The organism is Streptomyces sp. NPDC048269, assembly GCF_040652395.1.
GTDB lineage: Bacteria > Actinomycetota > Actinomycetes > Streptomycetales > Streptomycetaceae > Streptomyces.
On the sequence record NZ_JBEZLW010000010.1, the window covers coordinates 111666 to 135905 of the forward strand.

General features: G+C 69.3%; 15 protein-coding genes. 9 read left to right on the forward strand and 6 right to left on the reverse strand.

Annotation, left to right across the window (positions count from 1 at the left end):
* The first annotated feature begins 16 nt into the window (after positions 1-16).
* Positions 17-892, forward strand: coding sequence for a glucose-1-phosphate thymidylyltransferase RfbA (gene rfbA, locus AB0D48_RS14275; protein ID WP_362395208.1), 876 nt, complete (start codon positions 17-19; stop codon positions 890-892).
* Complete coding sequence (rfbC, locus tag AB0D48_RS14280; RefSeq protein WP_362395211.1) at positions 889-1488, forward strand: dTDP-4-dehydrorhamnose 3,5-epimerase; 600 nt, start codon at positions 889-891, stop codon at positions 1486-1488. The genes rfbA and rfbC overlap by 4 nt, the downstream gene beginning before the upstream one ends.
* 182 nt (positions 1489-1670) lie before the next feature.
* On the opposite strand, the gene tuf is transcribed toward rfbC, so the two are convergent.
* From tuf to rpsL, 4 genes are all read right to left on the reverse strand, one after another.
* The gene (gene tuf / locus AB0D48_RS14285) at positions 1671-2864 is read right to left on the reverse strand and encodes an elongation factor Tu (RefSeq protein WP_030710320.1); all 1194 of its coding nucleotides are present in this window, start codon (positions 2862-2864) and stop codon (positions 1671-1673) included.
* Between the two features lie 153 nt (positions 2865-3017).
* Positions 3018-5150 carry an elongation factor G gene (gene fusA / locus AB0D48_RS14290; protein ID WP_362395215.1) on the reverse strand — a complete coding sequence of 711 codons (2133 nt, stop codon included), beginning with the start codon at positions 5148-5150 and terminating at the stop codon, positions 3018-3020.
* Positions 5151-5189: 39 nt separating this feature from the next.
* The gene (rpsG, locus tag AB0D48_RS14295) at positions 5190-5660 is read right to left on the reverse strand and encodes a 30S ribosomal protein S7 (protein ID WP_007265894.1); all 471 of its coding nucleotides are present in this window, start codon (positions 5658-5660) and stop codon (positions 5190-5192) included.
* Positions 5661-5662: 2 nt separating this feature from the next.
* Complete coding sequence (rpsL, locus tag AB0D48_RS14300) at positions 5663-6034, reverse strand: 30S ribosomal protein S12 (RefSeq protein WP_007265893.1); 372 nt, start codon at positions 6032-6034, stop codon at positions 5663-5665.
* A gap of 556 nt (positions 6035-6590) precedes the next feature.
* Here rpsL and AB0D48_RS14305 point away from each other — a divergent pair.
* The 7 genes from AB0D48_RS14305 to AB0D48_RS14335 all read left to right on the forward strand — a co-directional run bounded on the left by AB0D48_RS14305 (position 6591) and on the right by AB0D48_RS14335 (position 16530).
* A complete protein-coding gene (locus AB0D48_RS14305) occupies positions 6591-9086 on the forward strand; it encodes a YfhO family protein (RefSeq protein ID WP_362395218.1) in 2496 nt (831 codons plus the stop codon).
* A 106-nt stretch (positions 9087-9192) separates the two neighbouring features.
* Positions 9193-9906 (forward strand): Crp/Fnr family transcriptional regulator, encoded by a 714-nt coding sequence (locus AB0D48_RS14310; protein WP_362395221.1) that lies wholly within the window; start codon positions 9193-9195, stop codon positions 9904-9906.
* 139 nt (positions 9907-10045) lie between these two features.
* Positions 10046-10795: a hypothetical protein gene (locus AB0D48_RS14315; RefSeq protein ID WP_362395224.1), complete on the forward strand. Its 750-nt coding sequence runs from the start codon at positions 10046-10048 to the stop codon at positions 10793-10795.
* A complete protein-coding gene (locus tag AB0D48_RS14320) occupies positions 10792-12903 on the forward strand; it encodes a hypothetical protein (RefSeq protein WP_362395227.1) in 2112 nt (703 codons plus the stop codon). Before AB0D48_RS14315 ends, AB0D48_RS14320 begins: the two co-directional genes overlap by 4 nt.
* A gap of 19 nt (positions 12904-12922) precedes the next feature.
* Positions 12923-14569, forward strand: coding sequence for a hypothetical protein (locus AB0D48_RS14325; RefSeq protein WP_362395230.1), 1647 nt, complete (start codon positions 12923-12925; stop codon positions 14567-14569).
* Positions 14570-14676: 107 nt separating this feature from the next.
* Positions 14677-15141 (forward strand): Pycsar system effector family protein, encoded by a 465-nt coding sequence (locus AB0D48_RS14330; RefSeq protein ID WP_362395473.1) that lies wholly within the window; start codon positions 14677-14679, stop codon positions 15139-15141.
* A gap of 27 nt (positions 15142-15168) precedes the next feature.
* Positions 15169-16530: a M48 family metalloprotease gene (locus AB0D48_RS14335; RefSeq protein WP_362395232.1), complete on the forward strand. Its 1362-nt coding sequence runs from the start codon at positions 15169-15171 to the stop codon at positions 16528-16530.
* A gap of 60 nt (positions 16531-16590) precedes the next feature.
* Here the strand turns inward: AB0D48_RS14335 and AB0D48_RS14340 are convergent, their stop codons facing one another.
* Entirely contained in the window at positions 16591-20490 is a 3900-nt protein-coding gene (locus tag AB0D48_RS14340; RefSeq protein ID WP_362395235.1) for a DNA-directed RNA polymerase subunit beta', read from the reverse strand.
* A 97-nt stretch (positions 20491-20587) separates the two neighbouring features.
* Positions 20588-24070, reverse strand: coding sequence for a DNA-directed RNA polymerase subunit beta (gene rpoB / locus AB0D48_RS14345; protein ID WP_362395238.1), 3483 nt, complete (start codon positions 24068-24070; stop codon positions 20588-20590).
* Between the last annotated feature and the right edge of the window lie 170 nt (positions 24071-24240).

The window sequence follows — 24240 nt, forward strand, 5'->3', positions numbered from 1 at the left end:
CGCATAGGGTTCACCCATGCGTGGAATCCTTTTGGCCGGTGGCACCGGATCGCGACTCTGGCCGTTGACCCGGGCAGTCTCGAAGCAGCTGCTGCCCGTCTTCGACAAGCCGATGATCTATTACCCCCTCTCCACCCTGGTGATGGCGGGTATCAGCGAAATTCTGATCATCACCACCCCCGAGGACCGCGACCAGTTCGAGCGACTGCTCGGCGACGGTTCGCAGTTCGGCCTGCGGCTGGAGTACGCCGTCCAGGAGCGCCCCGAGGGCATCGCCCAGGCGTTCGTCCTCGGCGCCGATTTCATCGGTGACGAGTCCGTCGCACTGATCCTCGGCGACAACATCTTCCACGGCAGCGGCCTCGGCACCCGGCTCGCCCAGCACACCGACTCCAAGGGCGGCCGGGTCTTCGCGTACCCGGTGGCGGACCCGACGGCGTACGGCGTCGTGGAGTTCGACGAGAACGGCCAGGCCATCTCCATCGAGGAGAAGCCGGTCAAGCCCAAGTCCCGCTACGCGGTGCCGGGCCTGTACTTCTACGACAACCGGGTCGTCGAGATCGCCCGCGGCCTGAAGCCCAGCGCCCGCGGCGAACTGGAGATCACCGCGGTGAACGACGCGTACCTGCAGGCCGGCGAGCTGAACGTCACCATCCTCGACCGCGGTACCGCATGGCTGGACACCGGAACCTTCGTCTCGATGGTGCAGGCCTCCGAGTTCGTCCGTGTCATCGAGGAGCGCCAGGGCTTCAAGATCGGCTGCATCGAGGAGGCGGCCTGGCGGGCCGGCCTGATCGGTTCCGCGCAGCTGCGCGAGCTGGCCCAGCCGCTCACCAAGAGCGGTTACGGCGACTACCTGCTGGCGCTGCTCGACGAGGAGGACGCACGGTGAAGTTCCGTGAACTCTCCATAGAGGGCGCCTTCGAGGTCACCCCGCAGCTGCACGGTGACCCGCGCGGCCTGTTCACCGAGTGGTACCGCTTCGACCGGCTGGCCGAGGTGGTCGGCCACCCGTTGAACCTGGCGCAGGCGAACCTCTCGGTCTCCTCCGCGGGCGTGGTCCGCGGCATCCACTTCGCCGATGTGCCGCGCGGCCAGGCCAAGTACGTGACCTGTGTGCGCGGCGCCGTGCTCGACGTCATCGTGGACCTGCGGGTCGGCTCCCCCACGTTCGGCAAGTGGGAGGGCGTCCGCCTGGACGATGTGGACCGCCGGGCGGTCTACATCCCTGAGGGCCTCGGTCACGGGTTCTGCGCGCTGAGCGATGACGCGACGCTCTCGTACCTCTGCTCGGAGACGTACAACCCGACCGGCGAGCACTCGGTTCACCCGCTCGACGCCGACCTGGGCATCGAGTGGCCGGCCGACGTGCCGCTGCTGTCCGCGCGCGACGAGGCCGCCCCGTCGCTGGCCGAGGCGGTCGCGTCCGGGCTGCTGCCCGACTACGCCGCCTGCAAGGACTTCACCGAGTCGCTGCGCGTGGGCTGACCCGCCTGGTCTGCGCTGTCACGAGAGGAGGGCCGCACCCGAAAGGGTGCGGCCCTCCTCTCGTTCGCCCGTTCCCTCCCGGCAACGCCGAAGGGCCCCGCCCCACCGCCGAAGCGGTGGGCCGGGGCCCTTCAGTGCAACTTGGCGCTCGCTTCAGCGAGCTACCAGGTCAGAGCACGAAATTACTTCGTGATCTTGGTGACCTGGCCGGCGCCCACGGTACGACCACCCTCACGGATGGCGAACTTCAGGCCCTCCTCCATGGCGACCGGCTGGATCAGCGCGACCGACATCTCGGTGTTGTCGCCCGGCATGACCATCTCCGTGCCGGCCGGCAGGGTGACGACACCCGTGACGTCCGTGGTACGGAAGTAGAACTGCGGACGGTAGTTGTTGAAGAAGGGGGTGTGACGGCCACCCTCGTCCTTCGACAGGATGTAGGCCTGGGCCTCGAACTCGGTGTGCGGCGTGACCGAACCGGGCTTGATGATGACCTGGCCGCGCTCGACGTCCTCGCGCTTGATGCCACGGAGGAGCAGACCGACGTTCTCGCCCGCCTGGCCCTCGTCGAGCAGCTTGCGGAACATCTCGATACCGGTGACCGTGGTGGTGGTCTTCTCTTCCTTGATACCGATGATGTCGACGGTCTCGTTGACCTTCAGGACACCACGCTCGATACGGCCGGTGACGACCGTACCGCGACCGGTGATCGTGAAGACGTCCTCGACGGGCATGAGGAACGGCTTCTCGGTGTCACGCGGCGGGGTCGGGATGGCCTCGTCGACGGCAGCCATGAGGCCGAGAAGCTTCTCGCCCCACTCCTTGTCGCCCTCGAGGGCCTTCAGCGCGGAGACGCGGACGACCGGCAGGTCGTCGCCCGGGAACTCGTACTCGGAGAGCAGCTCACGGACCTCGAGCTCGACGAGCTCCAGGATCTCCTCGTCGTCCACCATGTCGGCCTTGTTCAGGGCGACGACGATGTAGGGGACGCCGACCTGGCGGGCCAGGAGCACGTGCTCCTTGGTCTGCGGCATCGGGCCGTCGGTGGCGGCGACCACGAGGATCGCGCCGTCCATCTGCGCGGCACCGGTGATCATGTTCTTGATGTAGTCCGCGTGACCCGGGCAGTCGACGTGGGCGTAGTGACGCGCCTCGGTCTGGTACTCGACGTGCGCGATGGAGATGGTGATACCGCGCTGGCGCTCCTCAGGAGCCTTGTCGATCTGGTCGAAGGCCGAGGCCTCGTTCAGGTCCGGGTACGCGTCGTGCAGCACCTTGGTAATGGCGGCCGTGAGGGTCGTCTTACCGTGGTCAATGTGACCGATGGTGCCGATGTTGACGTGCGGCTTAGTCCGCTCGAACTTCGCCTTCGCCACGGGGGTCCTCCTGGAGAGTGGTTCTGTACGCCTTACAGATCGGCGCCAGGTGATCTTTGCTGGAAAGCCGGCCGGTCCCCGGGGCAACGGGAGTGTTACTCCTGCTGCCCCAGAGGCTGCCGGTGACAAGCCTAAAGCGTGTACTCCGAAGAGTTACTCGCCCTTGGCCTTCGCGATGATCTCCTCAGCGACGTTCCGGGGAACCTCGGCGTAGGAGTCGAACTGCATCGAGTAGCTGGCGCGACCCGAGGTCTTGCTGCGGAGGTCTCCGACGTAGCCGAACATCTCCGAAAGGGGCACGAGGCCCTTCACGACGCGAGCGCCGTGACGCTCCTCCATGGCCTGGATCTGGCCACGGCGGGAGTTGATGTCGCCGATGACATCACCCATGTAGTCCTCGGGCGTGGTGACCTCAACGGCCATCATCGGCTCGAGGAGCACGGGAGAAGCCTTGCGCGCGGCCTCCTTGAAGGCCTGCGAACCGGCGATCTTGAACGCGAGCTCGGAGGAGTCGACCTCGTGGTAGCCACCGTCGAGAAGCGTGACGCGAACGCCCGTCATCTCGTAGCCGGCCAGGATGCCGAACTGCATGGCCTCCTGCGCACCGGCGTCGACCGAAGGGATGTACTCCTTCGGCACGCGGCCACCGGTGACCTTGTTCACGAACTCGTACGCCGGACCGTCGGTCTCGGTGATGGGCTCGATCGCGATCTGCACCTTGGCGAACTGACCGGTACCACCGGTCTGCTTCTTGTGGGTGTAGTCGTGACGCTCGACGGCCTTGCGGATCGTCTCGCGGTAGGCCACCTGCGGCTTGCCGACGTTGGCCTCGACCTTGAACTCGCGCTTCATACGGTCGACCAGCACCTCGAGGTGCAGCTCGCCCATACCGCCGAGGATGGTCTGGCCCGTCTCCTCGTCCGAGTGAACGTGGAAGGAGGGGTCCTCCTCCGCGAGACGCTGGATGGCGACACCCAGCTTCTCCTGGTCACCCTTGGACTTGGGCTCGATGGCGACCTGGATGACCGGGGCCGGGAAGTCCATGGACTCCAGGATCACCTGGTTCTTGTCGTCACACAGCGTCTCACCGGTGGTGGTCTGCTTCAGGCCCATGACGGCGACGATGTCGCCGGCGCCCACCGAGTCGATCTCCTCACGCTTGTTCGCGTGCATGCGGTAGATCTTGCCGATGCGCTCCTTCTTGCCCTTGACGGAGTTCAGCACCGCAGTGCCGGCCTCCAGGCGGCCCGAGTAAACCCGGACGAAGGTGAGCTTGCCGAGGTGCGGGTCGCTCATGATCTTGAACGCCAGCGCCGCGAGGGGCTCCTCGTCGGAAGGCTTGCGCTTCACGACGACCTCGGGGTCCTTGACGTCGTGGCCCTCGATGGCCTCGATGTCCAGGGGCGAGGGCAGGTAGCGGACGACAGCGTCGAGCAGGGGCTGAACACCCTTGTTCTTGAACGCCGTGCCACAGAACACCGCGGTGATCGTGGGCTCGCCCTTGCCCTTGCCGGAGCCGAGGATGATGCGACGGACGGCGGCGTGCAGCTGCTCCACGGACGGCTCGTCGCCGTTCAGGAAGAGCTCCATGATCTCGTCGTCGTTCTCGGCGACGGTCTCGACGAGCTTCCCGCGCCACTCTTCAGCGGCCTCGGTGTGCGTGTCGGGGATGTCGACGATGTCGTACATCTCGCCCTTGGTCGCCTCGGCGGACCAGACGAACGCCTTCATGGTGACCAGGTCGACGACACCCTGGAAGTCGGCCTCGGCACCGATCGGGAGCTGCATGACGATCGGAACCGCGCCAAGGCGGTCCTTGATCATGTCGACACAGCGGTGGAACTCGGCGCCGGTGCGGTCCAGCTTGTTGACGAAGCAGATGCGCGGCACGCCGTAACGGTCGGCCTGACGCCACACCGTCTCCGACTGCGGCTCCACACCGGCGACACCGTCGAACACGGTGACGGCACCGTCGAGGACGCGGAGCGAACGCTCCACCTCGACCGTGAAGTCAACGTGACCCGGGGTGTCGATGATGTTGATGGTGTGGTCGACGTCCTCGAGCGGCCAGTGGCAGGTCGTCGCGGCGGACGTGATCGTGATGCCGCGCTCCTGCTCCTGCTCCATCCAGTCCATCGTGGCAGCGCCGTCGTGGACTTCACCGATCTTGTAAGACACACCGGTGTAGAACAGGATGCGCTCGGTGGTGGTCGTCTTGCCCGCGTCGATGTGGGCCATGATCCCGATGTTGCGGACCTTGGCCAGGTCAAGCGAAGTGGTAGCCATATCGGCTCAGTCTTCTCTCGGTCTCGATGTGGGTTTGAACTACCAGCGGTAGTGCGCGAAGGCCTTGTTGGACTCGGCCATCTTGTGCGTGTCCTCACGCTTCTTGACGGCAGCGCCAAGACCGTTCGAGGCGTCGAGCAGCTCGTTCATGAGGCGCTCGGTCATGGTCTTCTCGCGGCGGGCGCGGGAGTAACCCACGAGCCAGCGCAGCGCGAGGGTCGACTGACGGCCCGGCTTGACCTCAACCGGAACCTGGTAGGTCGCGCCACCGACACGGCGGGACTTGACCTCGAGGGACGGCTTGACGTTCTCCAGCGCGCGCTTCAGCGTGATGACCGGGTCGTTGCCGGTCTTCTCGCGGAGGCCTTCCATGGCGCCGTAAACGATGCGCTCGGCGGTGGAGCGCTTGCCGTTCAGGAGGATCTTGTTGATGAGCGACGTCACCAGAGGAGATGCGTAGACCGGGTCGATGATGACCGGGCGCTTCGGGGCGGGGCCCTTACGAGGCATTCTTACTTCTCCTTCTTGGCGCCGTAGCGGCTGCGGGCCTGCTTGCGGTTCTTGACAGCCTGGGTGTCAAGCGCACCGCGGATGATCTTGTAACGAACACCCGGCAGGTCCTTCACACGGCCACCACGCACGAGCACGATCGAGTGCTCCTGCAGGTTGTGTCCCTCACCCGGAATGTAAGCGGTGACCTCGATGCCAGAGGTCAGACGCACACGCGCGACCTTACGCAGCGCCGAGTTCGGCTTCTTCGGGGTGGTCGTGAACACACGCGTGCAGACGCCGCGACGCTGGGGCGAAGCCTCAAGCGCGGGGGTCTTTGTCTTCTCGACCTTGTCCTGCCGGCCCTTACGGACCAGCTGCTGGATCGTAGGCACTACTTCTCCGGTTTCTGTGTGCCGTGTAGTGAAGCTAACCTGGAACATTTGCCGACCCACGCGGTCGGGTGTGTCGGATCCGGCGGACCTCCGCGCAAGCACGGAAACGCATGGATCGCGGTGGCCGATACGGGCTCTCCTGCGGTTGATGGACACGCACGGGAGCCCAGGCACACCCCAGGCACAAGGTCTGAGCGTACCTACCGCAACCACTCCGGTCAAAACAAAGGCGCGGCCGCCGGAGCGGGGAGATCGCCACGACCCGTGCGCCGCCTGGGCGACACCCCGGTACGGCCCCGCCGACTCGCATATGTGGTCGAGGCATGGTAAGGACGCCCAGGTCAGTCCCCCCAAGAGTGCCGCACCCGGCCCCCGGTCGTCCCCCACCCGGTCCCGCCCCCGCCCGTACGACCCGTGCCCCGTCCCGCCCGAGCCCCCGCGGCGCCCCCGTACGAGCACATGCGCGAGCCCCCGCGCGCGGCCCGGCCCCCCGCCCGGCGAACTACACTGCCCAGCGATTCAGCCCAAACGGCACGACCATCAGGGGAGCGGGACATTGGGGACGGTCACCTCGGAGCCGCTCACGGCGGACAGCCCGCGCCCCGACAGCGCCCGGGGCCTTCCCGCCCCCCGCCGCCGCCGTCCCCGGCTCGCCTCGCTGTACGGGCCCCTGCTCGCCTTCCTGATCACCTCGGGCGCGTTCTGCGCCGCCTGGGTGGCGCGCGGCACCTTCCCCTTCGGCAACACCGGCCGGGCCATCAACGACCAGGCCAACCAGTACGTGCCCTTCCACCGCGCACTGTGGGACCTGGTCCACGGCCGGGCCGCCGGTGACGTGCTCTTCACCTGGCGCGGCGGCTTCGGACAGCAGTTCCTGTCCGACTACTACACGTACCTCGGCAATCCCTTCTCCTGGCTGACCGTCCTGGTCCCGCGCGCCCACGTCGACCTCGCCGTCTTCGCGCTCACCCCGCTCACGATGGGCACCGCCGCCGCCCTGATGACGGTGTACCTCGGCAAGCTGCACGCCGGCCCGTGGTGGCAGCGCGGAGTCCTCGGCGCCTGCTACGGCCTGTGCGGCTGGGCCCTCAGCGACGCCTCGTACATCCCCATGTGGCTGTGGGGCCTGGTCGCCCTGCCCCTGCTCGGCATCGCCGTCGAGTGGTGCCTGGAGCAGCGCCGCTGGCCCGGCGCTGCTCTGCTGATCGCGCTCGCCTGGTACGGGAACTTCTACACGGCGATGATGGCCACGATGGCCGCCTGCGTCCTGCTGGCCATCCGCCTGATCACCCGCGACATGACGGGCGGGCGGGGGAGGCTGCGCGTCCTGTGGCGCGCCTCGACGGCCGCCGCGACCGGGGTGCTGCTCACCCTGCCGCTCCTGCTGCCGTCGTTCCTGTCCAGCGGCTCGGCGCAGCCCACCCGGGCCGCCGCCTTCGACCCGGTCCGGATCGAGCTCTTCCTCGCGGGCATGCTCCCGGCCACCCACCTGTGGGGCGGCCGTCCGCGCCTGTACATCGCCTCGCTCGGCCTGATCCTGGCGGGCTCCTTCGTCTTCAACGCCACCATCGCGCGCAAGACCCGCCTGGTGTGGGCGGCCGCGACGCTGCTGGTGGCCGTCTCCTTCCAGTTCCCGCCCACGCAGTACGTGTGGCACGGGCTGGCGGTGCCCAACGGCAACCCGTACCGCGAGGCCTTCGTCTTCAGCGGCATGGTGGTCGTCGTGGCCTGGCTGGCGCTGGCCGGCCGGCCGCGACCGCTCCACCTCGCGCTCACCGCCGGTCTGCTGGTCGCGGCCACCTTCGTACTGCGGCACACCGACGACTTCGGCGGCGCGACCTGGCCCGCGGTGCTCTGCGGCGGGGCCGCGTCGCTGCTGGCGCTGATCCTGCTCGCGCTGGGCGAGAAGCGCCGGTACCTGATCCCCGTCGCGGCCGTCCTCATGGTCGGCGCGGTCTTCGCCGAGTCCACGGTGGCCGCGGCCAACGCGGACGCCCGCCGGGCCCGCGAGCGCTGGGCGAAGCCGACCGCCACGTCGAACCGGTCGATCGCCGACCACTACGACGCCGTCCGGCGGGTGGACGGCTGGCCCGCCTACCGGACCGATTCGGGCGCTCCGCAGACCTCGTACAACGACGCCCTCGCCCTGCGCGCAGAGGGGCCGCAGTACTACAGCAGCTACCTCCCGGAGGCCACGTACCGGGCGCTGGAACCCCTTGGCTACGGCTTCAAGAACGACGGCCGGACCTTCTTCGGCGCCGACAACCCGGTGCTCGACGCGATCTTCTCGATCGGCGCGCGGGTCCGCCCCGGGCCCGTCCCGGGCAGCTGGGCGGGCTCGACGTTCCCCGCTCCCCCGCTGGTCACGGTCCGCTCCGCCCCCTACGCCTCGCCGAACCCCGCGGGCAGCGTCTACGCCCGCCAGGAGAACGTCCTGGGCGCCACCGTCTACCAGGTCCCGCAGGTCACCCGGGGCGGCAGCGCCACCGAGCAGACGTACGCGGCCCGGTGCGCCCCTGGCTCCGAGGCCTACTGGTACTCCCCCGAGCTCTACGGCACCCTCCGCACGGGCGGCGCCGAACGGCAGCTGGAGGACCAGATGTCCGGCGTGGTCCCGCTGGGCCCGGTCCCCGCCTCCGGCCTGGTCGACGTCACGGTGCACACCCGTACGCAGGGCGCGACCGCCGGGGACCACCCGCTGGGCTGCCTGGACCGCCCGGCGCTCGACAAGGCCGTCGCCGGGCTGAGCGCCGGCGGGGCCACCGGGGTCAGGACGGGCGGCCACACCATCGAGGCCACCCTTCCCGAGGGCGCCACCGGCACCGCGGTGTTCGCGATGACGGACATCCCGGGCTGGCGGTGCTCCGCGCCCGTGCGCGACTTCCACGGGCTGGTGTCGCTGCCCCTGGCCCCCGGGACGAAGAAGGTCTCCTGCACCTTCACCCCCAAGGGCCTCACCCCGGGCCTCGCCGCCGCCACCCTCGCCCTCCTGGCCCTGGTTTCGGTCACGGTGGCCGGTGCGCGCCGCCGCCGCGCGGGCCGGAGCGCGTGACCGGGCACTGTCCGTGATCGTACGGCTGCAAAAGCGTGGTTCCTGATCTGCGCGGGGCCCGAGGTCAGTACATTGACCGCCCTGACGGATCGGGGCGGGGGGCCGCATGGCTTTGGAGAACGTCCCGGGCGACGGAGGGCTGGACGACCGGGTCCCCTTCCTGGCCCGGCTGGAGCACGAGGACGGTACGGCGTTACGCGCGCTCGGCAGTGAACTGGCCTTCGCGCCGCGCGACCGCCTGATCCACCAGCACGAGCCCTCGTCCCACGTCCTGCTGGTCCTGCACGGCTGGACCAAGGTGACCGTCGCCGCCCCCAACGGCTACCAGGCGCTGCTCGCCCTGCGCGGGCCCGGCGACATCCTGGGCGAGGCCGCCGCCCTGACCGGGCGCGTCCGCTCGGCCACCGTGACCGCGCTGGAGCCGGTCCGGGCGGTGGCCGTCGACCACGAGGCGTTCCGCGCGTTCCTCGCCGCCTTCCCCGCGGTCGCCCTCCAGCTGCTCGCCCTCACCTCCGACCGCACCCGCGCCGCCGACCGGCGCCGCCTGGAGTTCGCGTCGTTGAGCGTGCGCGAGCGCCTCGCCGTCCTGCTCCTGGACCTGGCCAGGACCCACGGCCGCGCCACCCCCACGGGCGTGGAGCTGACCGTTCCGCTCACCAAGGAAGAGCTCGCCGGAGCCGTCGGGGCCTCCCGCGAGATGGTCCAGCGGGAGCTCAAGGAGCTCCGCGAACGCGGCGTCGTGATCACCGGCCGCCGCGTCCTGGTGATCGTACGGCCGGACGTACTGCGCCGGATCGCGCGGTCGCAGCCCCCGGCCTGACCACCCCGAGGGGCTGACCGCGCCATCAGTGCACGGCGTCACACTCCGGGTGCGTCATCCGCCCTCACGGCGCCGCGCCCTCCTGCCCCACTCTCTTGTCACAGCAGGGATCCACCGGGATCCACCACGAGAGGCGATCATGAACGACCCACTCCCCCGCACGATCCTCCTGGTCGACACCGAGCGCTACAGCGACCGCGACGACGTCCAGCAGGCCTTCCTCCGCCGGATGCTCTACGACGTCGTCGACCGGACCCTGCTGGCCGCCGGGATCGACCAGACGTTACGGCTGCGCGCCGACCGCGGCGACGCGATCATGGAGCTGATCGACCCGGGTGCGCCGCTGACCACGCTGCTGCGCGCCCTGCTGACCGAGGTCCCCGCCCAGCTCCGCGCCGTGAACCGGCTGGCGGCCAGCTCGGCGCAGATCCGGCTGCGGGCAGTGCTCGCCACCGGGTACGTCGCCGTCGACGAGTTCGACGGCTGGGTGGGCAGCGACCTCAACCACGCCTGCCGGCTGCTGGACGGTGAACCCCTGAAGGAAGCCCTGCGCGAGCGTACGGACGACTACGCGCTCTGCGTCTCGGAGCCGGTGTACGCCGGCATCGTGCGGCACAACCACACCGGAATCCCGGCCGAGGAATTCACCGCGGTCACCATGCCCAGCAAGAACGGCCCGCTGGGCGCGTGGCTGTACGGGCCCCTGCCGAAGGGGACGGCGGCCCCGGCCGCGCCTGCCCGGGCCGTGCCTGCCGCCCCTCCCGCCCCGGCCGGCGGCGCGCACCCGGAGTACGGGATCAACGGCGGTCAGTTCGGCGGCTTCAACTACGGCGTCAACGGCGGCACCTTCCACGGCGACGTCCACCTGGGTGGCGGTGACCGCCGATGAGCACCCCGACGGCGGACCCCCAGGCCCCGGCCGAGGGCCCGGACCAGGCCGAGTCCCCCGCCGACCCGGCGGCGGCGACCGCGCCCCCGCCACCTGCGGAGGAAGCCCCCCAGAGCGCCTACGACGCCCGGCGCGACCTCTTCCGCGGCATCCCCGACGCCATGCGCGCCGGCGTCGGCGGCGGACAGTTCGGCGGCGTCAACCACGGCATCAGCGGCGGCACCTTCCACGGCGGAGTCACCGTGAACCACGTGACGGTCGGCGGCGCCGCGCACACCTCCGGCGAGGTCCCGAGGGCCACCCTCAGCCGTCTCGACCAGGTGTTCGTCGAGGACGGCAGCAACTTCCAGGACCTGCTGGAGCAGCTCCGCAAGGAGCGCGTCCTGGTGCTCACCGGCCCCCGTTTCACCGGCCGGCGCACCGCCGCGCTCCTGCTGCTGCGACGCCTGGGCACCATGTCGGTCCATTCGCTGGACCGCAGCACTTCCCCCGAGAACCTGGCCGACCGGCTCGGCACCGGAGACGCGCGCGGGTACGTCCTGTGCGACCCGATCACCACGCGGCGGCAGCCGCTGCGCGACACGCACCTGCTGGCCGCCCGGGACAAGCTCGACGACCGGAGCTTCCTGGTGATCACCGCCGGTCCGCACACCCATCTGGAGGGCGTCGCGGGCCACCCCTGGCAGCCTCCCGGCACCGCGGCCGTCCTTCGTTCCTCGCTGCGCGCCCAGGTGGACGACGAGGCCGAATTACGGCGGCTGCTCGCCCTGCCCGCCGTCACCGACTTCCTGAACGGCCACCACCAGCTCCGCGAGGCCGCGCGCTTCGCGAACGTACTGGGGCGGCACTCCCTCCACGGCAGCGACCCGTCGGAGATCGAGACCTTCTCCCAGGGCGCCCTGGAGGAGCAGATCCAGGAGTGGTTCGAGGACCAGGACGGGACGCTCCACCTCCGGGAGAAGGCCTTCCTCGTCGCCCTCGCCGCCTTCCACAAAGGGCCGTACGCCCTCACCGCCGAACTCAGCGACCTCCTCTTCGGCCTCCTCCAGCGCACCGAGGACCCGGCTCTGCCCGCGGCCGTCCCCGTCTTCGGCACCAACCCCGCCAAACGCCTCCAGCTGGCACGCGCCATCCGCTACCCGAAGGAGGAGCAGACCGAGTGGGGGCCGGTCACCCAGTCGATGGCTGCCTTCCAGGACGACCGTCTCGCGGCGGTCCTGCTCCGCGAGGTGTGGACCGGCCATCCGTCCGCCCGCCCCGCGCTGGTCGGCTGGCTGCGGCTGCTCGCCGCCGACGGGCGGTCCTTCGTACGGACCCGGGCCGCGTCCACCGTCGCCGTACTCGCCCTCCACGACCTGCCCTCCGCGATGGCCCTGGTCATCGAGGAATGGGCGCTGTCCGACCGCCCGTGGCTGCGGATCGGCGCCGTCAACGCCCTCGCGCTGGCCCACATCATCGGCACGCCGAACATCCCGCGGATCATCGACCGCTGGTGCGCCGACGAGGACGCCCACGCGCGCCTGCGCTGGGCCGCGATCCGCGTCCACGGCCTGATCGGCGACGAGCGGCCGGTGGCGACCGTCGAAGCACTGCGCACGGCCGTCCGGCGCGACGGGAACGACACGGCGATGCTGCTCGAACTCGCCCAGTCCGTCGAACTGCTGCTCCTCTCCGACGCGCGCGACGAGGTCCTCGCCGAGGTGCTGCGCACCCGCGACGACGACCGGGCCGCCGTAGACCTCGCGATCGACGGCTTCCTGCGCGCCTGCCGGCACACCGAGGACGACGAGCCGTACGGCCGCCCGCTGGTCCTCGACTGGTACGCGCGGGCCGCCACCGAGCAGCCGCGGTCCGCCCGCGGGATCGCCGAGCTGTGGCGGGCCGCCCTCAACCGCCCCCGCAACGAGGAGGCCCTCGACCTGCTGCACGACTGGGTCGTGGCCGCGGACCGCGATCACACCACCGAATGGGCGCTCGCCGCCCTGCTGCCGGCCCTGGTCACCGGCGCCAACGAGCGTGACCGGCTGCTCTACCGCCTGCAGTCCGGGACCGACGGGGTGGTACCCGCCGCCGCCGGGCGCCTGATGGCCGTACTGCCGAACTACTGAACCGAGGAGAAGCCGCACGATGTCCGATCCCCGCCGCCACCCCGACTGGGAGCAGCCGGCCGACCGGCGCACCCAGCTGATCGACCCGGTGATCACCGTCCAGCAACTGGGGCGGTTCGAGGTCTTCCGCAAGCTGCAGACCCGCATCGACCACGCCCTGGTCTTCTCGACCACCAAAGGCGGGTACGTCGCCTTCCTGCCGCCGCAGCGGCCCGGCTCCACCCGCGGCTACACGGCTGTCTACGAGGTCGACACGGGAGTCCACCACATCCGGTCGGAGATCCAGCTCCCCAGCGATAACGACGCGTTCCAGTTCGTCGTGGTCGTGGAGATCAGCTGGCAGGTGACGGACCCCGCCCGGTTCGTGGAGAGCCGTCACCGCGACGTGCCCCGGCTGCTGCTCGGCGAGCTGGAGCAGGCCGCCCGGCCGGTCGCACGACGCTTCTCCATCGCCCGGAGCGCCGAGGCCGAGGGGGAGCTGCTGCGGGCGCTGCCCGCGGCCGGACCGCTCGGCCGGACGTGCGGCCTCCAGACCTCCTGGACCGTCCGGCTGCGGCGCGACCAGGAGAACATCGACCACCAGCTGCGCATGCAGGCCATCCACCACGGCACCGACGAGCAGATCCTCACCGAGCAGCTCGGCATGCGCTACGACGTCCAGCTCGACCAGCGGGCCCGCCAGCAGGACGAGCTCACCACGGAGCGGGCGCTGGCGTACGGGGGCCGACAGCACGAACTGGCGCTGCGGCAGCAGCAGTGGGAGCACCAGCAGCGTCTGGAGCTGAGCCGCCAGCAGGCGGAGCTCCAGCGGGTCGAGGCCGAGAAGATCGCCTTCTACCAGTGGCACCTGGAACAGGGCGGCGTGCACGCGTGGGCCCTCCACCTGGCCCAGCATCCCGAGGACTCGGCGCTCGTGATGCGGACGATGCGCGAGGACCAGCTCCAGATGATCCGGGACCAGATGAGCCTGGTCAGCCAGGTGCTCGGCGACGGCGGGGCCGAGCGGCACGAGCTGCAGGGCCCCAAGCAGCTGGCGCTGCGGGCCATGAACGACATCCTGAACCAGCGTCTCCCCGGCGTCCCCCACGACCCGGCCCCGCCCTACCCGGGCCGGCTCCCGCCCCCGCAGCCGGCGGCGGGCCCGCCCGCACCGCCGGTGCAGGGCGCCGCCGTACCGGGCTACGGACCGGCCGCACCGCAGCCGCCCACGCCCGTGCCGCCCGTGCAGGGCGTGCCGGTACAGGAATACGGACCGGCCGCACCCCAGCCCCCCACGCCCGCAGGGCCGCCCGTGCAGGGCGTGCCGGTACCGGAATACGGACCGGCCGCATCCCGGTCCCCCACGCCCGCAGGGCCGCCCGGGGCACGGGTGCAGGGTGCACCCGTACCGGGCTACGGACCGGCCGCACCGCAGCCGCCCACGCCCACCGGCCCGCCCGCGCCGCCGGTGCAGGGTGTGCCGGTACCGGGCTTCCCGCCGGCCGCACCGCAGCCGCACGCGCCGTCCGGACCGTCCCCGACCTTCGCCCAGTGGGAGCCTCCGCCCGGGTACGGGACGGCTCCCGTGCAGCCGCCCGCCCCCGCGGCCCAGCCGGAGCCCGAGCCCGAGAGCGAGACCGAGTCCCAGGCCCAGGCCCAGGCCCACGACGGGCAGCCGCAGCCGTGACAGCGACCCAGCCCCCGACCCCGGCCCCGGCACCGACCCAGCCCCCGGCACCGGCCCCATCCCCGGCCCCGGCACCGCCCGCGTCCGCCGGCGAGGCCGCCACGCGGCTGCTCGCCGACGTGCGCGCCGAGATAGCCCGGGCCGACAGCAAGGCCTCGGTGCTGGTCGGGGCCCTCGGGATGACCGCCGGGGTGATCAGTGCCCTGCTCGCCGGGAAGGGCTGGCGGCCGGGCTCGCTCTCCGCACCCGGCACGGCCGTGTGGTGGGCGGGGGCTGCCGCACTCGCGCTGGCCCTCCTCGCCCTGCTGCTGGCGGTGCTGCCCCGCTACCGCTCGGCCGAGTGGCGGCCGGGCTCCCCGCTCTCGTACTTCGGCGACATCCGGTCGGCCGTCCGCCAGGGCCGCCTGGCGGAGGCCCTCGCCGAAACCGACCGCGACCCCGCCGCCTCGCTCATGGCGGCGCTCGCGGAGAACAGCCGGATCGCCGCCCGCAAGCACCAGTGGATCAGGACCGGCCTGTTCGCCCTCTGCGCCGGCGCGGTACTGCTCCCCGCCTCCCTGCTCATCGGCTGACGTCCCCGATACGACGAAGGATTCACCGTGAACCAGCCACCCGAACCCCAGCACCCGCACGGTCCCCCGTACCCGCAGGGCCCGCAGTACCCCCAGAGCCCAGCACCCCCAGCACATCCGCAGCAGCCGCCCCAGGCGCCGACGTACCCACAACAGCAGCCGCCCCAGGCGCCGACGTACCCACAACAGCAGCCTCAGGCACCGACGTACCCACAACAGCAGCCTCAGGGGCCGACGTACCCGCAGCAGCAGCCGGTCCCGCCCCAGGCCCCCGCGTACCCGCAGTACCAGCAGCCCCCGCAACCCCAGCCGCACCCCACGTACCCCCAATACCAGTCCACCCCCGCAGCCCCGCCGGCCCCGTTATCCGCACCGCCGGCCCCTCCCGCCCCGCCGGCCCCGCCAGCCCCTCGGGCCCCGCTGGACGACCTGGAGTACCAGAACGCCCCGGGCACCCGCGTCCACCGCAAGGCGTACCAGCGCAGCGCGGACGCCACCGCCTTCGGACAGCTCGCCCTGCACGTCCCCGGCTTCCTGATGAGCCTGATGGTGGTCCTGCTCCTCGCCACCCTGCTGGAGGCGCTGACCGGGCTGCCCTACTGGGTGCCCACGCTGCTCTGGATCGCCTCCGGGGCCCTCGTCTTCCACCGCCCCAGCGAGGACTTCTTCGCCCGCCACCTGCTGCGCCTGCAGCGCCCTCTCCCCCACGAGCTCGCCGGGCTCTCCCCGGTATGGCGCGAGGTCACAGCCCGCGCCGGCGTCGACGGTGACCGCTACGAGCTGTGGATCGAGGACTCCGGCCACCTCAACGCGTACGCGGCCGCCGGGCACATCGTCGGCGTCACCCGGTACGCCCTGGAGAACCTGCCCAAGTCCCAGCTCGCCGCCGTACTCGCCCACGAGCTCGGCCACCACACCGGCGGCCACGCCTGGTCCGGGCTGCTGGGCTGGTGGTACTCCCTGCCCGGGCGGATCGCCTGGCAGGTCATCCGGGCCGTGACCGTCTTCGTCATCCGGTTCACCAGCTTCTTCTCCTACCTGGCCGCCGGATTCATGATCATCTTTGTGGGCCTCTTCACCCTCCTGACGATCACCGCCACCTACGGGCTCCCCCTGCTGCTGCTCGTGATGCCCTACCTGACGGCCGCCGTGGGCCGGCGCGCCGAGCTGCGGGCCGACGAGCACGCCGCCGTACTCGGCTTCGCGCCGATGCTCGCCCAGATGCTGCACGGGGTGATGGCCCAGGAGGAGCGGGAGAAGCACGCGGTGCTCGTCCAGACCGGGAAGCCGTTCACCGAGCCCGGCACCCTGGACCGGCTGCTCTCCACCCACCCCGACCACCGGACTCGGCTCCACCACCTCCAGCCGTACCTCCAGCCGCCCCGCTGAAACGCCGCAGGGCGGCCACCCTCTCGGGTGACCGCCCTGCGGTTACTGCTCTTCTGCGACTCAGCCGTTGTACGGGCCGTAGTCGTAGTCCTCCAGCGGGACAGCCTGGCCGGAGCCGGTGCCGAAGGGCGAGTAGTCGATGTCGTCGTAGCCGACGGCCGAGTACATCGCGGCCTTGGCCTCTTCGGTGGGCTCGACCCGGATGTTGCGGTAGCGGGCGAGGCCCGTACCGGCCGGGATGAGCTTACCGATGATGACGTTCTCCTTGAGGCCGATCAGGGAGTCGGACTTGGCGTTGATCGCCGCGTCCGTCAGAACCCTGGTCGTCTCCTGGAAGGACGCCGCCGACAGCCACGACTCGGTGGCGAGCGAGGCCTTGGTGATACCCATCAGCTGCGGACGGCCGGAGGCGGGGTGACCGCCCTCGGTGACCACACGACGGTTCTCGGTCTCGAACTTCGACCGCTCGACCAGTTCGCCCGGCAGGAGCTCCGCGTCGCCGGACTCGATGATCGTCACGCGGCGCAGCATCTGCCGGATGATGATCTCGATGTGCTTGTCGTGGATCGACACGCCCTGCGAGTTGTAGACCTTCTGGACTTCGCCGACCAGGTGGACCTGGACGGCACGCTGGCCGAGGATGCGCAGCACGTCGTGCGGGTTGGTGGCACCCATGGTGAGCTTCTGGCCCACCTCGACGTGGTCGCCCTCGGACACGATGACCTTGGCGCGCTTCGAGATCGGGAAGGCCGTCTCGTCACTGCCGTCGTCGGGCGTGATGACGATCTTCTTCGTCTTCTCGGTCTCCTCGATCCGCACGCGGCCGGCGGCCTCGGAGATCGGGGCGACACCCTTCGGGGTACGGGCCTCGAAGAGCTCGACGACACGCGGCAGACCCTGCGTGATGTCGTCACCGGCCACACCACCGGTGTGGAAGGTACGCATCGTCAGCTGGGTACCGGGCTCACCGATGGACTGGGCGGCGATGATGCCGACCGCCTCACCGATGTCGACCAGCTTGCCGGTGGCGAGCGAGCGTCCGTAGCAGAAGGCACAGGTGCCGACCGCGGACTCACAGGTCAGGACCGAGCGGGTCTTGACCTCCTCGACGCCGTTGGCGACCAGGGCGTCGATGAGCACGTCACCGAGGTCGACGTTGGCCGGCGCGATGACCTTGCCGTCGATGACGACGTCCTCGGCCAGCATGCGGGCGTAGATCGAGGTCTCGACGTCGTCGGCCTTGCGCAGCACGCCGTCCTCGCCGCGAACGGCGATCTTCAGCTTCAGACCGCGCTCGGTGCCGCAGTCCTCCTCGCGGATGATCACGTCCTGCGAGACGTCCACCAGACGACGGGTCAGGTAACCCGAGTCGGCGGTACGCAGGGCGGTGTCCGCCAGACCCTTACGGGCACCGTGCGTGGAGATGAAGTACTCCAGAACGGTGAGGCCCTCACGGAAGGACGCCTTGATCGGACGCGGGATGGTCTCGTTCTTCGCGTTCGACACCAGACCACGCATACCGGCGATCTGTCGCATCTGCATCATGTTTCCTCGGGCACCCGAGTCAACCATCATGAAGATGGGGTTCGTCTTGGGGAAGTTCGCGTTCATCGCCTCGGCAACCTCGTTGGTCGCCTTGGTCCAGATCGCGATGAGCTCCTGCGTGCGCTCGTCCTTGGTGATCAGACCGCGCTCGTACTGCTTCTGGACCTTCTCGTCCATCGCCTCGTAGCCCGCGACGATGGCCTTCTTGGCCTCGGGCACGACGACGTCGGAGATGGCCACGGTGACGCCCGAACGGGTCGCCCAGTGGAAGCCGGCCGCCTTCAGGTTGTCGAGCGTCGCCGCCACGATGACCTTGGGGTAGCGCTCCGCCAGGTCGTTGACGATCTCGGAGAGCTGCTTCTTGCCCACCGAGTAGTCGACGAACGGGTAGTCCTCGGGCAGCAGCTCGTTGAAGAGCGCGCGACCCAGGGTCGTCTTCAGACGGAAGCTGTCGCCCGGCTGGAACTCCTGCTCACCCTCCTCGGCGACCGGCGGCACCCAGCCACGCGGCGGGATGGTGCCCACCGGGAAGCGGATGTCGACGGACGACTGGAGCGCGAGCTCGCCGTTGTCGAACGCCATGGTCGCCTCGGCCGTGGAGCCGAACGCGCGGCCCTCGCCCTTGGTGTCACGGAGCTCACCGTCGGTGGTCAGGAAGAACAGACCGAGGACCATGTCCTGGGTCGGCATCGTGACCGGACGGCCGTCGGCCGGCTTGAGGATGTTGTTCGAGGACAGCATCAGGATGCGGGCCTCGGCCTGCGCCTCCGCGGAGAGCGGCAGGTGCACGGCCATCTGGTCACCGTCGAAGTCCGCGTTGAACGCGGTGCAGACGAGCGGGTGGATCTGGATGGCCTTGCCTTCGACCAGCTGGGGCTCGAAGGCCTGGATGCCGAGACGGTGCAGCGTGGGCGCACGGTTCAGCAGGACCGGGTGCTCGGCGATGACCTCTTCGAGGACGTCGTAGACGACCGTGCGGCCGCGCTCGACCATCCGCTTGGCGCTCTTGATGTTCTGCGCGTGGTTCAGGTCGACCAGGCGCTTCATCACGAACGGCTTGAAGAGCTCCAGCGCCATGGCCTTGGGCAGACCACACTGGTGCAGCTTCAGCTGGGGACCGACGACGATCACGGAACGCGCGGAGTAGTCCACGCGCTTACCGAGAAGGTTCTGACGGAAGCGACCCTGCTTGCCCTTCAGCATGTCGCTGAGGGACTTCAGGGGACGGTTACCGGGACCGGTCACCGGACGACCACGACGACCGTTGTCGAAGAGGGCGTCCACGGCCTCCTGAAGCATGCGCTTCTCGTTGTTCACGATGATCTCGGGGGCACCGAGGTCGAGGAGACGCTTCAGACGGTTGTTGCGGTTGATCACGCGGCGGTACAGGTCGTTCAGGTCGGAGGTCGCGAAGCGGCCACCGTCCAGCTGCACCATCGGACGAAGGTCCGGCGGGATCACCGGCACGCAGTCCAGAACCATGCCCTTGGGCTTGTTGCTGGTCTGCAGGAACGCGGAGACGACCTTGAGGCGCTTGAGCGCACGGGTCTTCTTCTGGCCCTTGCCGGTACGGATGATCTCGCGGAGGCGCTCGGCCTCCTCCTCGAGGTCGAAGGACTCCAGGCGCTTCTGCAGCGCGGCGGCGCCCATGCAGCCGTCGAAGTACGTGCCGAAGCGGTCACGCAGCTCGCGGTAGAGCAGCTCGTCGCCCTCGAGGTCCTGGACCTTGAGGTTCTTGAAGCGGGCCCACACCTCGTCGAGGCGGTCGATCTCGCGCTGGGCGCGGTCACGGAGCTGCTTCATCTCGCGCTCGGCGCCTTCGCGCACCTTGCGGCGCACGTCGGCCTTCGCGCCCTCGGCCTCGAGCTCGGCCAGGTCGGTCTCGAGCTTCTTGGCACGGCCTTCGAGGTCCGCGTCACGGCGGTTCTCGATCTGCTGACGCTCGACGGAGACGTGGGCCTCCAGCGACGGGAGGTCGCGGGTGCGGCGCTCGTCGTCCACGAACGTGATCATGTACGCGGCGAAGTAGATGACCTTCTCGAGGTCCTTCGGCGCGAGGTCCAGCAGGTAGCCGAGGCGCGACGGGACGCCCTTGAAGTACCAGATGTGGGTGACGGGAGCGGCAAGCTCGATGTGGCCCATCCGCTCACGACGCACCTTGGCGCGCGTGACCTCGACGCCACAGCGCTCACAGATGATGCCCTTGAAGCGGACACGCTTGTACTTGCCGCAGTAGCACTCCCAGTCCCGGGTCGGACCGAAGATCTTCTCGCAGAAGAGTCCGTCCTTCTCGGGCTTGAGGGTGCGGTAGTTGATGGTCTCCGGCTTCTTGACCTCGCCGTGCGACCAGGTTCGGATGTCGTCCGCGGTGGCAAGGCCGATCCGCAGCTCGTCGAAGAAGTTGACGTCGAGCACTGTGCGTCAATCCCTCTTTCGGGGTCGAGTCTCAATCATGGTCTGAACGGTCCCGGGGATGACGGGGGGCTCTTGAGCGAGCCCCCCGTCAGGCCCGTCAGACCTCTTCGACGCTGCTCGGCTCACGCCGGGACAGGTCGATACCGAGCTCCTCCGCCGCGCGGAAGACGTCCTCGTCGGTGTCGCGCATCTCGATGGACATGCCGTCCGAGGACAGCACCTCCACGTTGAGGCAGAGCGACTGCATTTCCTTGATGAGCACCTTGAAGGACTCGGGAATGCCCGGCTCGGGGATGTTCTCGCCCTTGACGATGGCCTCGTAGACCTTCACGCGGCCGGTGACGTCGTCGGACTTGATGGTCAGCAGCTCCTGGAGGGCGTAAGCGGCGCCATAAGCCTCGAGCGCCCACACCTCCATCTCACCGAAGCGCTGGCCACCGAACTGTGCCTTACCACCCAGCGGCTGCTGCGTGATCATCGAGTACGGACCGGTCGACCGAGCGTGGAGCTTGTCGTCGACCAGGTGGTGGAGCTTGAGGATGTACATGTACCCGACCGAGATCGGGTCCGGGAACGGCTCGCCGGAGCGGCCGTCGAACAGGCGCGCCTTACCGGTCGGGAGCACCATGCGCTCGCCGTCGCGGTTCGGGATGGTGTGCTGCAGCAGGCCGGCCAGCTCGTCCTCGCGGGCGCCGTCGAACACCGGGGTGGCGACGTTGGTACCGGGCTCGACCTTGTCGGCGCCGATCGCCTGGAGGCGCTGCGCCCACTCGTCCGCCAGACCGGAGACGTCCCAGCCGCGGCTGGCGAGCCAGCCGAGGTGGATCTCCAGGACCTGTCCCGGGTTCATTCGGGACGGGACACCCAGCGGGTTCAGGATGATGTCGACCGGCGTGCCGTCCTCGAGGAAGGGCATGTCCTCGATCGGAAGGATCTTGGAGATGACACCCTTGTTGCCGTGGCGGCCGGCGAGCTTGTCACCGTCGGTGATCTTGCGCTTCTGGGCGACGTAGACGCGGACCAGCTGGTTCACGCCCGGAGGAAGCTCGTCGCCCTCCTCGCGGTCGAAGACGCGGACACCGATGACCTTGCCGATCTCACCGTGAGGGACCTTGAGCGAGGTGTCACGCACCTCGCGGGCCTTCTCACCGAAGATCGCGCGGAGCAGGCGCTCCTCCGGGGTCAGCTCGGTCTCACCCTTGGGCGTGACCTTGCCGACCAGGATGTCGCCGGCGACGACGTCCGCACCGATGCGGATGATGCCGCGCTCGTCGAGGTCCGCGAGGACCTCCTCGGAGACGTTCGGGATGTCCCGGGTGATCTCCTCGGGGCCGAGCTTGGTGTCACGGGCGTCGACCTCGTGCTCCTCGATGTGGATCGAGGAGAGGACGTCGTCCTGCACGAGGCGCTGCGACAGGATGATCGCGTCCTCGTAGTTGTGACCCTCCCACGGCATGAACGCGACGAGCAGGTTCTTGCCGAGGGCCATCTCGCCCTCTTCGGTCGCCGGTCCGTCGGCGAGGACCTGGGACTCGACGATCCGGTCACCCTCGTTGACGATGACCTTCTGGTTGACCGAGGTGCCCTGGTTCGAGCGGGAGAACTTGGCGACGCGGTACGTGGTGTACGTGCCGTCGTCGTTGGCGACGGTGATGTAGTCGGCCGAGACCTCCTGGACGACACCGTCCTTCTCCGCACGGATCGAGTCACCGGCGTCGACCGCACAGCGGTACTCCATGCCGGTACCGACGAGCGGCGCCTCCGCCTTGATGAGCGGAACGGCCTGGCGCATCATGTTCGCGCCCATGAGGGCACGGTTGGCGTCGTCGTGCTCCAGGAAGGGGATCATCGCGGTCGCGACGGACACCATCTGGCGCGGGGAGACGTCCATGTAGTCGACGTCGCCGCCGGCGATGTAGTCGATCTCGCCGCCACGACGGCGGACCAGCACGCGGTTCTCGGTGAAGCGCATGTCCTCGGACAGGCCGGCGTTGGCCTGGGCAATGACGAAGCGGTCTTCCTCGTCGGCCGTCAGGTAGTCGACCTCGTCGGTGACGACACCGTCGACGACCTTGCGGTACGGGGTCTCGACGAAACCGAACGCGTTGACGCGGCCGTAGGACGCGAGCGAGCCGATCAGACCGATGTTCGGGCCTTCAGGGGTCTCGATCGGGCACATGCGGCCGTAGTGCGACGGGTGGACGTCTCGGACCTCGAAGCCGGCCCGCTCACGGGACAGACCACCGGGGCCCAGCGCCGACAGGCGGCGCTTGTGGGTCAGGCCCGACAGCGGGTTGTTCTGGTCCATGAACTGCGACAGCTGGCTGGTGCCGAAGAACTCCTTGATGGAGGCGACGACCGGCCGGATGTTGATCAGGGTCTGCGGCGTGATCGCCTCGACGTCCTGGGTGGTCATGCGCTCACGCACGACGCGCTCCATACGAGCCAGGCCCGTGCGGACCTGGTTCTGGATGAGCTCGCCGACGTTGCGCAGACGACGGTTGCCGAAGTGGTCGATGTCATCGGTCTCGACCACGATCGAACGGCCGGACTCGCCGGTCGTCTCGGTCTCGCCGGCGTGCAGCTTGACCAGGTACTTGATCGTCGCGATGACGTCGTCGGTGGTGAGCACACCGGCGTCGAGCGGCTCGTCGGCGCCGAGCTTCTTGTTCACCTTGTAGCGGCCGACCTTCGCGAGGTCGTAGCGCTTCGGGTTGAAGTAGAGGTTCTCGAGCAGCGTCTGAGCGGCCTCACGGGTCGGCGGCTCGCCCGGGCGCAGCTTGCGGTAGATGTCGAGCAGCGCGTCGTCCTGGCCCTGGGTGTGGTCCTTCTCCAGGGTGGCGCGCATGGACTCGTACTCGCCGAACTCCTCGAGGATCTGCTCGGTGGTCCAGCCGAGAGCCTTCAGGAGGACGGTGACGGACTGCTTGCGCTTGCGGTCGATGCGGACACCGACCATGTCACGCTTGTCGATCTCCATCTCCAGCCATGCACCCCGGGACGGGATGATCTTGGCGGAGAAGATGTCCTTGTCGGACGTCTTGTCGATGGAGGAGTCGAAGTAGACACCAGGGGAGCGGACAAGCTGCGACACGACGACACGCTCGGTGCCGTTGATGACGAAGGTGCCCTTGTTGGTCATGAGCGGGAAGTCGCCCATGAAGACCGTCTGAGACTTGATCTCTCCGGTCTCGTTGTTCGTGAACTCGGCAGTGACGAACAGCGGAGCCGCGTACGTGAAGTCGCGCTCCTTGCACTCGTCGACAGAGTTCTTCGCCGGCTCGAAACGGTGGTCGCGGAAGGTCAGCGACATCGACCCGGAGAAGTCCTCGATCGGCGAGATCTCCTCGAAGATCTCTTCCAGACCGGACTTGGTGGGGACGTCCTGTCCACTCTCAAGCGCCGACTCGACGCGAGACTTCCAGGCAGCATTGCCGAGAAGCCAGTCAAAGCTCTCGGTCTGCAGCGCCAGGAGGTTCGGAACCTCGAGGGGCTCCTTGATCTTTGCAAAGGAGATGCGCAGCGGGGCAGTGCTGGCACCGGTGTTCGTATTGGTCGAGGCGTTGCGCGAGGCGGCCAAGAGGGGGTCCTTCCGAGGGCTCGGACTCACTACGCGCGTACCGGTCCCAGCCGACACAGAAGACAGGCGCTCCCGATCTGGCCAAAAGTCCAGATCAGGGCGGATCAATCAAGTGTGCTCAAGCGTGGGCATGTCCCTGGCGACGGGCAGGGGACAGCTAACAGGCAGCG